The organism is Pseudarthrobacter sp. PS3-L1 (genome assembly GCF_030063285.1).
GTDB lineage: Bacteria > Actinomycetota > Actinomycetes > Actinomycetales > Micrococcaceae > Arthrobacter.
The window spans coordinates 799,765-816,190 of sequence record NZ_JASISU010000001.1 but is presented as its reverse complement, the minus strand read 5'-3'; the positions used below and the strand labels follow the sequence as shown (position 1 = coordinate 816,190).

The window sequence follows — 16,426 nt, the reverse complement described above, 5'->3', positions numbered from 1 at the left end:
CCGCGGTGCCCCTTTACGGCACCTGTTTGGAGGGGTGGAACTTTTGCTGCGCTGCCGCCAGCCCTTCCCGCACCAGGAGTTCAACGGCGTCGGCGGCATCATCGATCAACAGTGGGAGTTCCTTGCGTTCATCGGTACCGAAGTCACGCAGGACCCAATCCGCTGTTTCCATCCGTCCTGGCGGCCTGCCAACTCCGACGCGGATCCTCAAGTAGTCCTTGGTACCCATGGCACGGGATATATCTCGCAGGCCATTATGGCCGCCCTCACCACCACCCGATTTTGCTTTGATGGTGTTAAACGGAATGTCAATCTCGTCGTGCACGGCAATCAGCCTGTCCACTCCAAGGCCATAAAAGGACGCAAGTCCTGCTACTGGACCGCCCGAGACGTTCATATAGCTCATTGGTTTTGCCAGGACCACGCGGGGTCCGCCAATGCCCAGCCTGCCATCGAGGACCTGGGCGCGTGTCTTATGGGTCCGGAAACTTCCGCCTACCCGCTCGGCAAGATGGTCCAGCACCATTTGCCCTACGTTGTGCCGGTTTCCACTGTATTGCGCGCCGGGATTTCCAAGGCCCACAATCAACCAGGTATCGCTCATGGTGCACTCCATCCAATCTGTGCAGGAGACAACGATGGCCGGGTCCGAAAGGGACCCGGCCATCGTCAGGGACTACTTACTCAGCGATTTCTTCAACTGCTTCAGGGGTCTCGCCTGAAGTGGCAGCTGCTGCTTCGGCGTCTTCCTCAACATCGATCTCGACGGCCTCGGAGATGTTCACAACGAGCGCCTCGGGGTCGGTCAGGAGGACGGTGCCCTTGGGCAGGACCAGGTCGGAGGCGTAGACGTGAGCGCCAATCTCGCGGCCCTCGATGTCGATCTCCACAGTGGTGGGGATGTGGGTTGCTTCGGCTTCCACGGAAATCTGGGTGGCTTCCTGGTTGGCAACAGCACCGGGGGCAACTTCGCCGGTTACCTTGACGTAGACGTCAACCTCAACCTTTTCGCCCTTACGGACGGTCAGGAGGTCAAGGTGCTCGATGATCTGCTTGATCGGATCGCGCTGGATATCCTTGACGATGGCGAGGTGCTCTTCTCCGTTGATGTCCAGGGACAGCAGGGCGTTTGAGACGCGGAGAGCCAGCGTGGTGGTCTTGGCCGGAACGGTGATATGGATTGGCTGCTCGCCGTGGCCGTAGATGACGGCGGGGATGCGATCGGCCATGCGGATGCGGCGGGCGTAGCCCTTGCCGAACTCGGTGCGGATTTCTGCTGCGATTTTCTGTTCAGCCATGGGTGTTCTCCTTATGCTTGGGTGGCAAGGGCGGAGGTCTGTTTACGACCCTCAACGCCGGGCGGCTGGGCCACCCTTCAAGAAGGAGATTCAGACCCAGTCGATGACGGAGACTGTCATTCCGGATGCCCGGAATGTTCTCCCTCGCCAAGGTTCTGCTTAAAGCCTAGCAGGACCGGTCCTGGTTGAGAAACCAGGTCCAGTCCTGCCAGGAGGATCAGCGAGCAGGTCAGGCGTTGCCGTCGAAAAGGCTGGTGACCGAACCGTCGTCAAAGACTTCACGAATGGCACGGGCAATCAACGGTGCAATCGAAAGGACCGTCAGTTCCGGGAACATCTTGTCCGCGCCGATGGGGAGCGTATCCGTCACCACTACTTCGCGGGCACCGGATTCTGAAAGTCGCTGCGCCGCCGGCCCTGAGAATACAGCGTGGGTAGCTGCGATGATGACATCCTTTGCACCAGCATTCTTCAGCACCTGCACGGCTCCCGAAATGGTGCCACCAGTGTCGATCATGTCGTCAATGAGCACGCAGGTGCGTCCCTCGATCTGCCCTACCACCGTCTTGGACACTGCCTGGTTGGGCATTGTCAGGTCACGGCTTTTGTGCACAAACGCCAGCGGCGCGCCCCCCAGGCGCTCAGCCCACTGTTCCGCTACCCTGACACGGCCGGTGTCTGGGGAGACGACAGTGATGTTGTCGGCGCTCACCCTTGTCCGGATGTAGTCGGCGAGCAGCGGAATGGCCATGAGGTGGTCCACGGGTCCGTCAAAGAAACCCTGGATCTGTGAGGTGTGCAGGTCAACGCTCATGATGCGGTCTGCGCCAGCTGTTTTGTAGAGGTCTGCCACGAGGCGCGCCGAGATGGGCTCCCGACCCCGACCTTTTTTGTCCTGTCGCGCGTAGGGGTAGAACGGTGAAACAACCGTGATGCGCTTCGCGGAGGCCCGCTTGAGTGAATCGATCATGATCAGCTGCTCCATGAGCCAGTTGTTCAGCGGGGCTGGATGGGCCTGGATGACGAATGCGTCAGTCCCTCGGACGCTCTCGGCGGACCGGACATAGATCTCGCCGTTGGCAAAGTCGTAGGCATCAATGGGCAGCAGCTCGGTGCCAAGTTCCTGGGCGATCTGACGGGCCAGCTCAGGATGCGCCCGCCCTGCGGCGAGCACCAGCTTCTTTTCGCCGTGTGCGGTAATTTCGCTCATGATTGCGTGCCCTCTTCTGTGGATGCCTGGTGGGTGGAGGAACTGGGAGTGGCTGCGGTGGCATTCGCCGCCAGGTCAGCAGAAAGCGTGTCGGGGCGGTTCGTGGCAACCCAGCCCTCAACGTTGCGCTGTTTGGCCAGGGACAGGGCCAGTGCGCCTGCCGGAACGTCGTTGCGGATCACGGCACCGGCTCCGCTGTAGGCGCCGTCACCCATGGTGACAGGGGCTACAAAAACGGTGTTTGACCCGGTGCGCACGCCGGAGCCTATGACAGTGCGGTGTTTCTTTTCGCCGTCATAGTTTGCCGTGATGTTGCCACAGCCAATGTTGGTGTCTTCGCCAATTTCGGCGTCACCGGCATAACCAAGGTGGGACAGTTTTGAACCGCGGCCAATAGTGACGTTCTTGGTTTCGTAGAAGGCGCCGATTTTACCGGTGGCTCCCAGGACCGTGCCTGGCCGAAGGTAGGTGAAAGGGCCGACGGCGGCACCCTCGCCAATAGTGGAGCCGGATCCGTGGGTCCTGGTAACCGTCGCGCCAGCACCGACCTGCACGTCGGTCAGGGTGGTATCGGGGCCCACCACAGCATCGCGGGCGACGGTGGTGGTGCCATGGAGTTGGGTATTCGGCAGAATCCGGACATCCTCGTCCAGGGTCACTGTCGAATCGATCCAGGTGGTGGCAGGATCCACCACCGAGACGCCCGACCGCATCCAGGATTCAACAGTGCGGCGGTTCATCTCGGCCCCGAGCGCTGAGAGCTGGACACGGTCGTTGGCACCTTCCACCTGCCAGCGATCCTCGGTGACGAGGGCAGCAACACGGCCGCCCGCTGCTGCAGCCAGCTCCAAGACATCAGTGAGGTATTTTTCGCCCTGGACGTTGTTGGTGGTGACCTTCGTGAGTGATTCGCGCAGGAGAGCGGCATCAAAAGCGTAGATCCCGGAATTGACTTCACGGATGGCCCGCTCAGCCTCGGTGGCATCCTTGTGCTCGCGGATTCCAGTCACCGTGCCATCGGCGTCGCGCAGGATCCGGCCGTAGCCCGTGGCATCGTCGAGGACGGCACTGAGCACGGTGACAGCGTTACTGCCGGTCTGGTGGGCAGTGACAAAATCTTCCAGCAGCTCCGAGGTGAGGAGCGGAACATCACCGTAGGTCACAACCACAGTGCCCTCAACGGCTGACTCGGCATCAAGGGCAGCCAGTGCCACTTCCACAGCACGGCCTGTTCCAGGAATGTCGTCCTGGTCGACAATCACGGCTTGTGGATCGAGGCTTTGCAGGTGCGCGGCCACCCGATCCCGTTCATGCCGGACCACGAGGGCCAAGCGCTGGGGATTGATTCCGCGTGCCGCGAGGATTGCGTGTCCCACCATGGTCCGGCCACCAATGGCATGCAGGATCTTGGGGGTCCGGGACTTCATCCGCGTACCTGCCCCCGCGGCTAGGACAATAACGGCGGCTGGGCCGGTGGACTCGGGGCTCACGTGGTGGCTCTCCTTGTTGTGGTGAAGCTGTCGCCAGGACGACGCACTGACGGACCTGACATCCGCACAAATCGGCTGCGACACAATCGCCGCGGCTTACCGATAGTTCCGCCCATAGGACTCGAACCTATACTCCACGGCTCCAAAGGCCGGGGTGCTGCCATTACACCAGAGCGGACCGCGCCAGGCGATGAAGCCGGGACACAATCCACCATTTTGCCATGGCTGACCAACTGCCCGCGACTTTGGGTCCTGCAACACGCAGATTTACCCGTTCCCCCAGCCCCGACCCCCGCTTACGGGAGCGGGATCTGCAGGGTAAAGCACGCTTCTTAACTACCGATCCGGTTCGTCGCCACCACCGGCGTAAGGGATGATAGGACGGTGAAAACGACGGCGGACACCCCTGACGGTTCGGCAGGTCCACCTGCTGCGCCAGCTCGGCAGCGACCAGCAACCCGTACCCGGATGACCGGCGAACAGAGACGGTCCCAGCTGGTATCCGTGGCGCGCGGACTCTTTGCCATGAGGGGCCTGGACGCGACCACCATCGAAGATATCGCCGCCGCCGCCCATGTTTCCAAGCCCGTCATCTACGAACACTTCGGCACCAAAGAGGGCCTCTACAGCACAGTTGTGGACGTGGAATTCCGAATCCTCTTGGACTCCATCAACGCAGCCCTCACGGATGAGGCAAAACCGCGTGTCCTTGTGGAGCGCGCCGCACTCGCACTGCTGACCTACATTGAGGAACGCACGGACGGATTCCGGATCCTCATGCGGGATGCACCCCCGTCGCAGCCCGAGGGGGCATTCTCCACCCTGCTCACGCATGTGACAGCACGGGTCGAGCACATCCTCTCGGACGAATTCGACAGGCGCGGCTTCGGCGCGGAAGACGGAGCCATGTATGCGCAGATGCTGGTGGGGATGGTGGCCATGACTGGGCAGTGGTGGCTGGACAGCCGGGTACCGGACAAGCACACAGTCGCCGCCCACCTGGTGAACCTCGCGTGGAACGGCCTCACCGGACTGAAAAGGGACCCGGAACTCGAAAGCGAAGCCTGACCAGTGGGGAACTACTCCCCCAGCACGTCCAGGGCCTCAAGCCACTCAAGTTCAATACCCTCGCGGTCAGTGGCAAGATCCTTGAGCTTCTTGTTCAGCTCGCCCATGGTGTCGAAGTCATTCCCGGCAGTGGCCGTCACCATCTGGTCGTGAATTTTCTTCTCCTGCTGTTCCAGCTTGCCCAGCTGTCGCTCAATCCGGTTTTTGGCCTTCCGGGCATCACGCTTCTCAGCCTCGGACCGTCCCGGCGCCACCGGTGCAGCTGAGCCGCTGGCTCCGGTCACGGGGTTGCCGCCACCAGTGATCGTGGAACCAGCCAGCGCAGATTCGCGCAGTTCGAGGTACTGGTCAACGCCACGCGGCAGCGCCCGGATCTTGCCGTCGCCAAGGAGCGCCATCTGGTGGTCGGTAACCCGCTCAAGCAGGTAGCGGTCGTGGCTGACCACCACGAGCGTGCCGGGCCAGCCATCTAGGACGTCCTCGACGGCGGCGAGGGTGTCTGTGTCGAGGTCGTTTGTAGGCTCATCGAGCATCAGGACATTGGGTTCGCCAACCAGCAGACGGAGCAGCTGTAGCCTGCGCCTCTCCCCACCGGAAAGATCCTTGACCTGTGTCCACTGCTTCTCTTTGGTGAACCCAAGCTGTTCCACCAGTTGACCGGCGCTGAATTCCTTGCCGCCCACATCGAAGGAACGCTTTTCACGCTCAATGACTTCGATCACGCGGAGGTCGGAGACGTCGTCGAGCTCCTTGACCTCCTGGGTCAGAACAGCCGAAACCACTGTCTTTCCGCGCTTGACGTTGCCGGAGGTGGGCGTAATTTCGCCGTTCAGGAGTTTCAGCAGGGTGGTCTTTCCGGCGCCATTAACACCGACAAGTCCCAGCCGTTCACCGGGTGCAAGACGCAGCGTGATGTCGTTGAAGAGCTTGACGCCATCACCGTCCAGAAGATCCAGCGAGACGTTTTCAAGGTCAAGGACGTCCTTGCCCTGCCGGGCGGTAGCCATCTTGCTCAGGGCCACGGCATCGCGTGGTTCGGGAACGTCGGCAATGAGGACGTTGGCTGCCTCGATACGGAATTTTGGCTTGGCGGTCCGTGCAGGGGCGCCGCGTCGAAGCCAGGCTAGTTCTTTCTTCACTAGTTGCTGGCGTTTGCTCTCCATGACGGAGGCACTCCGGTCCCGCTCCACGCGGGCCAACACGTAGGCGGCATATCCGCCGTCGAACGGGTCAACAATTCCGTCGTGGATTTCCCAGGTCTTGTTGCAGACTTCATCGAGGAACCAACGATCGTGGGTGACCACCAGGAAAGCACCCTGATTTGCCCGCCAACGGGTCTTGAGGTGCCGGGACAGCCAGGCCACTCCCTCTACATCGAGGTGGTTGGTGGGCTCGTCGAGCATGATGACGTCGTGGTCCTCGATCAGCAGCTTAGCCAGCGCTACGCGCCTTTTCTGTCCGCCGGAGAGGGCATGGACGTTGGCATGCCAGTCGACGTCGGACACGAGCCCGCCCATGATCTCGCGGATCTGTGGATTCCGGGCCCACTCGTAGTCGGCCTGGTCGCCCACAATCGCGGCACCAACGCTCAGATCACCGTCCAGGACGTCGCTCTGGTCCAGATAGCCGACGTTGACGTCACCACGCTTGGTGACACGCCCGGAGTCGGGGGTGGAGCGCAGTGCGAGAAGGCGCATCAGTGTTGACTTTCCGTCACCGTTGCGGCCTACCATGCCAATCCGGTCACCTTCTTCGAGGCCGATGGTGATGCCGTCGAGAACGGTACGGGTTGCGAACGAAACACTGAGGTTTTCGCCGCCGAGGAGGTGTGCCAAAAGGAACTGCTTTCTGCTGCTGACTGCTAAAGGACTCTTAGAGGAGGGTATCGGAGATGATGCGGGCACCGGGCACGGGGCCGTGGACCGGAAGGGCGCTGATCCCATGATGGGCCAGATTCTGGGCCACCTCGACTGCTGCTTCGGCGCTGGCGGTGAGCAGGGCGACAGTTGGTCCGGAACCGGAGACGATGCCCGCCAGCGCCCCGAGGGATTCTCCCCTGCCAAGGGTTTCCCGAAGGCTGGGCGCCAGCTCCACAGCTGCGCGCTGGAGGTCGTTGACAAGGACCCTGCCCAGGGCGCTGGCATCCCCGCTCCGGAGGGCCTGGAGGATATGGGGGTCGACGTCGGTGGGATCTACAGCATTGAGCGACTCAGCGTCACGGAGCCGGTCAAGTGTGCCATAGACAAGCGGGGTGGAGAGCCCGAAATTCGCCGGAACGAGGACCCAGTGGGTCTGTGCTTTGGCGAGGGCCGGGGAAAGGTGGTCTCCCACGCCCAGTCCCACAGCCGCGCCGCCCAGTAGCGCGAACGGGACGTCGGCACCCAATTCCGCTCCCACGTGGGCCAACTCTTCTTTGGAAAGTCCGCTGTCCCACAGCGCATCGCACGCAAGCAGCGCGGCAGCGGCATCCGCCGAGCCACCACCCATGCCACCTGCCACCGGAACGCGCTTGGTGATTTCAAGGTGGACCCCTGTTGCATGCTCGGACAACTCAGCCAGTAGCGTGGCTGCCCGGTGGACAAGGTTGGTTGAATCCAGCGGAATATCCACTGCGTCCAGATCGATGGTGCTCTCGCGGCTCAGGCTCACGGTAATGCCCGGATTTTCGGTGCTCGTGGCGCAGACTTCCTCGTGGAGCGACACAGCCAGGTACACGCTGGCTACGGAGTGGTAGCCGTCTTCACGCACTGGTCCCACATCGAGAGAAACATTGATCTTTCCGGGCGCCCGGACCCTGACGCTGCGGGATACGAAGGGTCGGGTGGCATCTGTCACAGCAACGCCTCCTTGGCTTCTGCAATGCGTGCATAGGCGAGAATGTCAATGACCTCACCCCTAGCAGTGGGATCAACGCCTGCGGCCACCAGGAAGCGCTCGGCCTCCGGAGCCCCACCAGCCCAACCAGCAAGTGCGGCCCTCAGGGTTTTCCGGCGCTGGGCGAAAGCTGCATCGATGACGGCAAAGACCTGCTCGCGTGTGGCCGTGGTCTGCGGTGGCTCCTGCCGGGTAAACGACACCAGGCCCGAGTGGATTTTGGGGGCCGGCCAAAAGACGTTCATGCCGATAACACCGGCTTTTCGCATGCTGCTATACCAGGCTGCCTTGACGGATGGAACGCCGTAGGTTTTCGACCCAGGGCCAGCTGCCAACCGGTCCGCTACCTCGTCCTGGACCATGACGAGGCCATGGTTCAGGGACGGGAAGTGCTGCAGGAGATGCAGAACAACGGGGACCGCCACGTTGTAGGGCAGGTTAGCCACCAGGGACGTGGGAGCCACTGGCAGCTCGGTCACCCGCATGGCGTCTGCCTGCACCAGGTGGAAGTTCTTTGCGGCGTCCGGACGCCATTGCTTCACGGTGGCTGGAAGCTTGGCGGCGAGGACTGGGTCAATTTCCACTGCAACAACCGATGCGGCGGCATCAAGGAGGCCCAGGGTCAGGGAACCCAGTCCCGGCCCTACTTCCAGGACAGTTTCATCCGGGGCGATCTTGGCCACGGAGACAATCCGTCGGATCGTATTGCCATCGATCACAAAATTCTGGCCCAGGGTCTTGGTGGGACGGATCCCTATTTCTTCCGCCATGCGGCGTATATCCGAGGCACCGAAGAGTGGTGCGGGCGCGGGGATGCTGGGTTCAGTCACCCAGTCATCCTATCCCGCGGATGATCACCGTTTACGTGCACCTGAGCCGATCTCAGCCTGCTGCCGAAGCGCAGCCCCAGGGCTGGAGTCCGCGCTGGGCATAGACCCGGTTGGCAATGTCGATCTGCTGGGCTTTTGTCGCGAGGCTGGCATTCGGCGCGTAGGCGCCGCCACCGGAACTGAGCCACGTCTGGATGTCAAACTGGAGTCCACCGTAATATCCGTTTCCGTTGTTGATGGACCAGTTTCCCGTGGATTCGCACTGGGCAATCCTGTCCCACATGCCTTCGTTCGCCGCAGCAGGGGCCGCTGCACCAGTATTACCGCCGCCGTTGCCGCTGCCCGCGGATTTCGCAGCTGCAGCGGTCTTCGGAACTTCTACCGGCTTGACTTTTGTGCCCACCAAAATCTGCTCGGTCACAGGCTGCACGCTGACAGTTTCGGCAACCAGGGTCCTTGACGCTTCGCGCCCGTCGACTGTGACCAGTTTGAAGGTTTTTTCCACTGTTCCCGTCGATCCGGCTTGTGTGACTTCCTCTTCACCCTTGAGGATCTCGGCGCTGTCAGTCTTGAGGGTCTCGAAGGGAATGTCCTCAGTGGTCGCTGCCGTCTGCGTGGTGTCTACCCGGGAGACCTTTAGGATCATGTTGTCAACAACCGGCGCGTCAATCGGCTGGGAAAGCCGGTCATTGACCCCCAGGGTGATACCAGCGTCAGTCAGGACAGCGTCAACGGTGCGTGCCGTTGTGGTGGTGGTCTCCACCGCGCCATCCGCCACCACGCTGATCGTCTTGGGAGTGGAGATGGCAACAAAAGATCCAGCGACAGTCAACTGGGCGTCGGTGGGGACGGAAATCAACGACGTGCTCGCCACGCCAAGTTCCGTGACCAGGCCCCCAACATCAGGGGCAGTGGTGCTGACGGTACTCTCCGCGCCATCAAGGTTTACGGTAACGTCCTTGGCGCGGTTGACGTTGATGATCTGGCCATTCTCGACTGCTGTGTCTTCAGCGGGAGATACCATGTCATCGGACGCCAGGTCGACGTCGGCGCTCCTGACCACCTGCCCCACTGTCCCCCCAAAGGTCTGCAGCGAGGTCACGGTCCCGTCAACGTTGAGGGTGACGGTTTTGTTGTTGCCAACAAAGGCCACCAGGCCGAGGACCAGCGCTGAGAGAACAACAAGCTGCGCTCCAACTTTGAGGAAACTGAACTTGCCGTCCGAGGTAAAAAGCTTGATCACGTCTGCCCGTAACTGTTGAGTGATCGGGGCGCGGGGAAAAGCGCAGCGCAGCCCTGATACGGCGATCGAGACGCCCGTCAGGGCAGCACTGCGCTGCCTAGGAATCCACCACCAGGGCCCGAAACGGATTCAGGCCCTGCCCGGTGGAAAAATCAGTCCGGTGGCCTTCCCCGACCCCGGTTGATCGTTCAACTGTAACCGGAGCGTTATAAAGCATCAAAGTAAGAGTGCATACGCAGTATTTAATATCTATGCTGCAGGAGCGTTCTCACCATTCCCACGAACCGTAGGCCCGCACGGTATTTGAACTGATCTGGGTACATAGCTCAGAGAGCTCAATACCTGTCACATCTGCCATTCCACGCACAGTGTAGGGAATCATGTAGCTGGCGTTTGGCCTGCCCCGATGAGGATGCGGCGTAAGGAATGGCGCGTCAGTTTCCACCAGCAGCAGCCCAGGATCAGCTTTCTTTACTGCCTCCCGCAAGTTCGTTGCGTTGCGGAAGGTCAGGGTTCCAGCAAAGGACATGAACCAGCCCCTGGAGTTGCAGATGCGGGCGAGTTCCCCATCACCGGAAAAACAGTGGAACACAACTGTTTCAGGGGCACCTTCCTCTTCCAGCACACGCACCACGTCGGCATGGGCATCGCGGTCATGGATCTGCAGCGCCAAACCAAGCCGTTTCGCAATATCGATATGGCGCCGAAAGGAGTACAGCTGGTCCTGCAGGCGCGCACCAGAGGTGCGGAAGTAGTCCAGCCCTGTTTCTCCGATTGCCCTGATACGCGGGTGCATGGCTAACGCTTCAATCTCTGCCAGGGCTGCGTCTAATTCTCCGCGTTCCGCGTAGTCCGGCGCGTCGTTGGGATGCAGCGCAACGGCGCCCAAGAGGCGCGGCTCGGCGTCAACTGCATCCACAGTGAACCTTGATGATTCGAGGTCGCAGCCCACCTGGACGGCCCCCTGGACTCCAACGGCCATAGCGGCGTCGAGCGCGCTGCCCACGCTGACGGCCAGCGCGGAGTGATCCCCGCCGGCACCAGAAACATCAAAGTGGGTGTGATTATCCATGACGGGAACGGGCAGCGGCTCCGGCGCTGGCGCATGTCGCCGCTTCGGATCCGTGGCTGGGTCATGGTCCACATACGCTGCTGGAATATTCGCATCACACATTCGTCAAGCCTAACCGGGGAATCCCTTCAGGGTTTTGTGGAACTCTCTGCCCTCCGGGGCAGTTGTGTTAGTAGTCTGATAGTCACGAAGGCGCAAGCCCCTGAGGCGTGCGCCTGTCCGGTCGCACTGCGACCCCCCGCGTTGAGAGGTTGCCGATGGATTCCCCCGCACGCACAGCTGCCGAAAGCCCAGCCCTCCCGTCCGGGGCTCCCTCTGGTGGCAGGAACGGGAACGGTGACACACACGGGAGCGCCTACGGAATCCGCGAACCCGGGCCCCCGGCAATGGACCGGGATTCCTTCCAGGCCGCGAGCAACAGCATCCTGGGTGCGATCAATACGGTGATCGACGGCAAACCCGAAGCGGCCCGCCTGGCACTCACGGTGCTCCTTGCCCAGGGGCACCTGCTGCTGGAGGACGTTCCAGGGGTTGGAAAGACACTGCTGGCAAAAACCCTGGCCCGCACCATCGACTGCACGGTCAGCCGGATCCAGTTCACCCCGGACCTCCTGCCCTCGGACGTCACGGGCGTCTCCATCTTTGACCAATCCACGCGGGCCTTCGAATTCCGGCCAGGTGCCGTGTTCGCGAACATTGTGATCGGTGATGAGATCAACCGGGCATCTGCCAAGACCCAGTCAGCGCTCCTCGAATCCATGGAAGAACACCAGGTCACTGTTGACGGGACCTCCTACCATCTGGACGAGCCATTCATGGTCGTGGCCACACAGAATCCGATCGAGATGGAAGGCACCTACCCGCTCCCGGAGGCACAGCGCGACAGGTTCATGGCGCGAATCTCCATGGGTTACCCGGACCGCGCGGCCGAGATGGAGATGCTCGAGACCCACCAGGCTATCTCGCCACTCACTAGGATCACGCCAGTCGTCTCTGCAGCCCAGGTCGCTGCAATGGTTGCGACTGTGGCGGACGTCTACGTCTCAACTGCCATCAAGGAATATACGGTGTCTCTGGGCCGGGCCACCAGGGAGAGTCCAGCTCTTCGCCTCGGCGCAAGTCCACGCTCCCTTTTGCAGCTCCTGCGGGCGGCGAAGGCAACAGCGGCTCTCGATGGCCGGGACTATGTCGTTCCTGACGACGTCATGACGGTTACCGAAGCGGTCCTGGCGCACCGCATCATTCTGGACAGGCGGGCCGCCAGCTCAGGGGAAAATGCTGCGGACATCCTGCGCGGCATCCTCGAACACCTCCCGGTACCCCGGGATCCCGCGGCCACATCACCGCGGGGATTTGGCGCCCGAACCCGGAATTCATAGGATCCATCCGTGGACTTACTGAGAGGACGTGCCCGCCACCTTTTCACCCATAGAGGGTGGGGGCTGTTGGGTGCAGGACTGGCATTCATCCTGCTGGCAGCCCTGATGGGTCGGCGGGACCTGCTGAGCCTCTCGGTTCTGCTGCTGCTGCTTCCCTTGATTGCGCTAGCTGGAATGCGCCTCATCAAACCTCGTTTCAGCGTGACCCGCGTCTTTTCTCCACCCAGTGTCGAAACGGACAGTCCCAGCACTGTGCGCCTTTCCTTGGCACGCGCTGGCGGCAGGGCGGGAACGGCGACCATGGCTGAACACCTGCCAGCACAATGTGGGCAGTCTCCGGCTTTCCGCTTCCCGTCACGAAAAGCAGTGGATGACACAAGCCGCTACGAGTACACCCTGCACAGCGCAGATCGCGGACAGTACCGTATTGGTCCCGTGACCGCCGAGTTCACGGATCCCTTTGGCCTGAGCCTCCAGCGCCATGCACTCGACCACGGCGATACGCTCACGGTTACCCCTGCTGCCCTCCAACTGCCACCAACAGGCCTCGCCGGAGCCAGGGGAACCGACGGAATCACGGCGACAAATACCAGGGCAAATCCCAGCGATGACGATGTCATGACCCGCGAGTACCGCCATGGGGACCCGATGCGCCGTGTCCACTGGGCAGCAACAGCACGGCACGGTGGGCTGATGGTCCGGCAGGAGGAGTCCGTCACCACACCCGAGGCAACCATCATCATGGATCAACGGCACGCAGCATTCCCCGAAGCCTCACCCGTGGCAGCGGAACAGGGCATGATGACCAGCGCCGCCTTTGAATGGTTAGTGGTGGCTGCCGTCTCCGTCTCTACCCACCTGGTGGAACTCAGCTATTCCCTGCGATGCCTTGATGCCTTCGGAGAACCTGCATTCCTGCGTTCGGCTTCATCGCCGGACCCTTCCACCGATGAGTTTTCAGGCGCCAGCGGCCTGCAGTCCGTTGCAGAAAGCCTTGCCGCGATTGAGGTCACAGAACCTCTTGCCCATCGATCCGGACAAACACCAGGCACTCCAGGGAATTCCCGTGCCACCGAACCCTGGCAAGGCGTTGACCCCGCAGCGTTTGGGGACACCCTCTTGGACAAACTCTCCGCCCACAGGATGCGGGGCCCTATCATCGCCCTTCTCGGCAGTATCAGCAGCCCGGAAGCCCGCAGCCTGGCGCTCGGTGCCGGATTCGGTGCCAATGCCTTCGCGATCCTGGTAGTCAACAACACCAACGCGTGTGTCGAGCAGTCAGAAATTCTCCGCCGCGGCGGATGGCGCACTGTTGTTGTGACACCTGCAGTGCCGCTTCAGGAGGCATGGACCATGTTCGACGACGCCCAGGATGCCAGCGCTGTGGCGGACACCGGCGCCAACGCCCGTCGCGCAGCAAGCGTGGCCCCATGAGCGCCCTACTGGATCGGGCAACCACCGGACGCAACACCCCCGGGCAGGGGCCCCAGGATACCGGAACCAAAAAACCCGGCATGGGTGTCCAGCCCTGGCTCATGGCCTTTGGGATCGCCGTGGGTGTGGCCGGAGCGGCACTCTCGCTCAATGGAGTACTGCGAGGCTGGGCCTGGTACCCACCATTGCTGACCGTCGTCGCCGGAGTCAGTTTCAGCGTGGCAGCACTTCGTTCCGTCCGTGCCCGACCGGTCCTCGTCACCGGCGGCGGCTTCGTGGTCTTGATCGCCATCACAAACTTGATTTTTTTCCGCAGTTCCAGCCTTCTGGGCATCTTCCCGTCCGCGCAGAGCATGGATGCCGTGGGCGAAGCACTGCGGCGTGCCAACGAAACAGTGATTTCGGAAAGCGTGCCCGTAGCACCGAACGCCGGTATCGTGCTGGTCTGCTGTGTGGCAGTAGGCGTGCTGGTCATTCTCATTGATGCGCTGGCCGTCCCCCTTGCCATGCCTGCCACCAGCGGCCTGGGATTTCTTGCCATCATGGTGGCGCCCGCGCTGCTGAAACCACAGAGTGTCGGGGCGCCAGGGTTTCTCACTGCCGCTGCCGGATTCCTGATTATTCTCGGCTGCAGCCACTGGTTTGCTCCTGACGCCCGGCTTGCCGCCGATTCCACCCGAAACCCGGGGCAGGCCCGGAGGGCCCTTGTGACAGGAGGTGCTGTGCTGGCCGCCTCGCTCATCGTGCCGCTCGCCATTCCAGGTTTCACCCAGGGCACCTTTCCGCAAGGTTCACGACTGAACACGTGGGGAACGGCCGACGGGCTGAACCCGATGATCTCGCTGGGAAACAGTCTGCGCGCACCCACCGGCAGCGGCCGGATCAGCTATGCCACCAACGCAACAAATCCGCCCTACCTAAGAAGCGTCACGGTTGACACCTTCTCTGGGGAATCCTGGGGGCCAGATGACCGGGAAGGATCACGGCGCCCCGGCACGGACAGGTTTGACAACGACAGCTCCCTGGCTCCCGATGCCCAAGTCCGTCAGGTGACAGCCGTCAGCGCAGGAAACTTCACTAGCCCCTACCTACCTGCTCCCTACTCCCCCGATTCCGTGAGCGGGCTGACCGGTCAGTGGACCTGGGATCCCCTGACGCTGAGTATCAAGGGCACTGACACCAGCACGCGCGGCCAGCAATACACGGTGGAATCATCCACGCCGGTCCTCAGCGCCGAGCTGCTGGCCCGGGCCTCGGCACCACCCACCGGAATATCCGGAATCTTCTCCGCCACACCGTTGGACGTTCCGGACATTGTCCGCACCACAGCGCAGTCAGTGGCAGGTGCTGAACAGAATCCCTACGACAAGGCCCTGGCAATTCAGAGATACCTGCGATCCGGGCAGTTCACCTACTCCCTGGATTCTCCGGCCCAGGGAGGGTACGACGGCAACGGGCTCTCCGTGCTCGCGGATTTCCTTACCCAGAAGAGCGGCTACTGCGTCCATTTCTCCTCGGCCATGGCCGTCATGGCGCGGCTTGAGGGAATTCCGAGCCGCATTGCCGTCGGGTACGCTCCCGGCCGCCTCACGGGCAACACCGTCGCAGTCGACGGCGAAGGGGAACTCACCGAATACGAGGTTGATTCAAGGGATGCGCATGCCTGGCCCGAACTCTATTTCGAGGGCATTGGCTGGGTTCCTTTCGAGCCCACCCCGTCCCGCGGCGTGGTACCCGACTACACAATTGATGCCCTTTCTTCGCTCAACCCCAACAGCGATGACCAGGCGCCCGATCTTGCCCCCGGCAATCCAGAGGCCACGGTTCCCACGGCCACTCCCACGCCATCGGCCGAGGCTGGAGTCGGGGTGGACTCCAGTGGAACCGCTTCTGGTTTCCGGCTGGCACCGGCACTCCTGGCCGTGGCTATGCTGCTGGTGGTGCTGGCCGTGCTGGGCACGCCACGGCTGATTCGATCCAGCAGGCGGTTGCGCCGTGAACGGCCAACGCCCAGCCCGACGGCGGTCCCCCTGGCCTGGGATGAACTCCAGGATCTCGGCGCGGACTACGGGTTGCCGTCGCTGCCCAGTGAGACACCGCGCAACTACTCCCAACGGCTCCGGGATTCAGGGCTCCTGGGTGAACCTGCCGGGGTGGACAACGCCGCCCACATTGCTGTCGCCACGCTGGCTGCCGACTTCGAGCGCACAGCCTATGGCCGGCCAGTCGAAAACACCTCTGCAGTGCGCGGAGATCTCATGGTGGACGATCTGGTTGTGCGCCTGGGACGGGTCCGGGCGTCCCTCGCCGGTAATGCGGGCCGGATCCAACACTTCAGGAGCCAGTGGCTGCCACAGTCGGTCCTGCGTCGCCACTGAGCCACAGCACTCACCTCACGGTCTAGCAGCGCTGAGGCTCACGCCACAGCCGGGGTGGGTCGCGTCAATCCCGCCAGGCATGGCAAGGCCAGGTGCAGTGCGTGCTACGCAAGAGCACCTGGCCCTGCTGGTGCCGGGACAGGTCCAGGA

Annotated in this window: 13 protein-coding genes and 1 tRNA gene; 4 read left to right on the top strand and 10 right to left on the bottom strand. The window is 62.2% G+C overall.

Annotated features, from left to right (window positions below; genetic code table 11):
* Positions 1-13 precede the first annotated feature (13 nt).
* The 5 genes from pth to QMG79_RS03755 all read right to left on the bottom strand — a co-directional run bounded on the left by pth (position 14) and on the right by QMG79_RS03755 (position 4,176).
* On the bottom strand, positions 14-604 hold the full coding sequence (gene pth / locus QMG79_RS03775) for an aminoacyl-tRNA hydrolase (RefSeq protein ID WP_283537214.1): 591 nt from the start codon (positions 602-604) through the stop codon (positions 14-16).
* 76 nt (positions 605-680) lie between these two features.
* The gene (locus QMG79_RS03770; protein ID WP_283537213.1) at positions 681-1,298 is read right to left on the bottom strand and encodes a 50S ribosomal protein L25/general stress protein Ctc; all 618 of its coding nucleotides are present in this window, start codon (positions 1,296-1,298) and stop codon (positions 681-683) included.
* Between the two features lie 229 nt (positions 1,299-1,527).
* Positions 1,528-2,508, bottom strand: coding sequence for a ribose-phosphate diphosphokinase (locus QMG79_RS03765; protein ID WP_283537212.1), 981 nt, complete (start codon positions 2,506-2,508; stop codon positions 1,528-1,530).
* Entirely contained in the window at positions 2,505-3,998 is a 1,494-nt protein-coding gene (glmU, locus tag QMG79_RS03760) for a bifunctional UDP-N-acetylglucosamine diphosphorylase/glucosamine-1-phosphate N-acetyltransferase GlmU (RefSeq protein ID WP_283537211.1), read from the bottom strand. Before glmU ends, QMG79_RS03765 begins: the two co-directional genes overlap by 4 nt.
* Before the next feature lie 106 nt (positions 3,999-4,104).
* Positions 4,105-4,176 (bottom strand) — tRNA-Gln (locus QMG79_RS03755).
* Between the two features lie 290 nt (positions 4,177-4,466).
* Here QMG79_RS03755 and QMG79_RS03750 point away from each other — a divergent pair.
* The gene (locus tag QMG79_RS03750; RefSeq protein ID WP_283537360.1) at positions 4,467-5,066 is read left to right on the top strand and encodes a TetR/AcrR family transcriptional regulator; all 600 of its coding nucleotides are present in this window, start codon (positions 4,467-4,469) and stop codon (positions 5,064-5,066) included.
* A gap of 11 nt (positions 5,067-5,077) precedes the next feature.
* Here the strand turns inward: QMG79_RS03750 and QMG79_RS03745 are convergent, their stop codons facing one another.
* The 5 genes from QMG79_RS03745 to QMG79_RS03725 all read right to left on the bottom strand — a co-directional run bounded on the left by QMG79_RS03745 (position 5,078) and on the right by QMG79_RS03725 (position 11,187).
* Positions 5,078-6,901 carry an ABC-F family ATP-binding cassette domain-containing protein gene (locus QMG79_RS03745; protein ID WP_283537210.1) on the bottom strand — a complete coding sequence of 608 codons (1,824 nt, stop codon included), beginning with the start codon at positions 6,899-6,901 and terminating at the stop codon, positions 5,078-5,080.
* A 37-nt stretch (positions 6,902-6,938) separates the two neighbouring features.
* Positions 6,939-7,901, bottom strand: a complete 963-nt coding sequence (locus QMG79_RS03740; protein ID WP_283537209.1) for a 4-(cytidine 5'-diphospho)-2-C-methyl-D-erythritol kinase — start codon at positions 7,899-7,901, stop codon at positions 6,939-6,941.
* Complete coding sequence (gene rsmA / locus QMG79_RS03735) at positions 7,898-8,770, bottom strand: 16S rRNA (adenine(1518)-N(6)/adenine(1519)-N(6))-dimethyltransferase RsmA (RefSeq protein ID WP_283537208.1); 873 nt, start codon at positions 8,768-8,770, stop codon at positions 7,898-7,900. The genes QMG79_RS03740 and rsmA overlap by 4 nt, the downstream gene beginning before the upstream one ends.
* A gap of 52 nt (positions 8,771-8,822) precedes the next feature.
* Positions 8,823-10,013: a resuscitation-promoting factor gene (locus QMG79_RS03730; RefSeq protein ID WP_283537207.1), complete on the bottom strand. Its 1,191-nt coding sequence runs from the start codon at positions 10,011-10,013 to the stop codon at positions 8,823-8,825.
* Between the two features lie 268 nt (positions 10,014-10,281).
* A complete protein-coding gene (locus tag QMG79_RS03725) occupies positions 10,282-11,187 on the bottom strand; it encodes a TatD family hydrolase (RefSeq protein WP_283537206.1) in 906 nt (301 codons plus the stop codon).
* A gap of 155 nt (positions 11,188-11,342) precedes the next feature.
* Between QMG79_RS03725 and QMG79_RS03720 the strand changes: the two genes are divergently transcribed.
* The 3 genes from QMG79_RS03720 to QMG79_RS03710 are packed head-to-tail and all read left to right on the top strand — an operon-like array spanning position 11,343 to position 16,276.
* Positions 11,343-12,464, top strand: coding sequence for an AAA family ATPase (locus tag QMG79_RS03720; RefSeq protein ID WP_283537205.1), 1,122 nt, complete (start codon positions 11,343-11,345; stop codon positions 12,462-12,464).
* A 9-nt stretch (positions 12,465-12,473) separates the two neighbouring features.
* Positions 12,474-13,898, top strand: coding sequence for a DUF58 domain-containing protein (locus tag QMG79_RS03715; protein WP_283537204.1), 1,425 nt, complete (start codon positions 12,474-12,476; stop codon positions 13,896-13,898).
* Entirely contained in the window at positions 13,895-16,276 is a 2,382-nt protein-coding gene (locus QMG79_RS03710) for a transglutaminase TgpA family protein (protein WP_283537203.1), read from the top strand. The genes QMG79_RS03715 and QMG79_RS03710 overlap by 4 nt, the downstream gene beginning before the upstream one ends.
* Positions 16,277-16,426: the final 150 nt, after the last annotated feature.

What these genes read in the sequence shown, in the direction of transcription:
- pth (WP_283537214.1), bottom strand. Translation starts at nt 604, where the DNA reads ATGAGCGATACCTGGTTGATTGTGGGCCTTGGAAATCCCGGCGCGCAA.
- QMG79_RS03770 (WP_283537213.1), bottom strand. Translation starts at nt 1,298, where the DNA reads ATGGCTGAACAGAAAATCGCAGCAGAAATCCGCACCGAGTTCGGCAAG.
- QMG79_RS03765 (WP_283537212.1), bottom strand. Translation starts at nt 2,508, where the DNA reads ATGAGCGAAATTACCGCACACGGCGAAAAGAAGCTGGTGCTCGCCGCA.
- QMG79_RS03750 (WP_283537360.1), top strand. Translation starts at nt 4,467, where the DNA reads ATGACCGGCGAACAGAGACGGTCCCAGCTGGTATCCGTGGCGCGCGGA.
- QMG79_RS03725 (WP_283537206.1), bottom strand. Translation starts at nt 11,187, where the DNA reads ATGTGTGATGCGAATATTCCAGCAGCGTATGTGGACCATGACCCAGCC.
- QMG79_RS03720 (WP_283537205.1), top strand. Translation starts at nt 11,343, where the DNA reads ATGGATTCCCCCGCACGCACAGCTGCCGAAAGCCCAGCCCTCCCGTCC.
- QMG79_RS03710 (WP_283537203.1), top strand. Translation starts at nt 13,895, where the DNA reads ATGAGCGCCCTACTGGATCGGGCAACCACCGGACGCAACACCCCCGGG.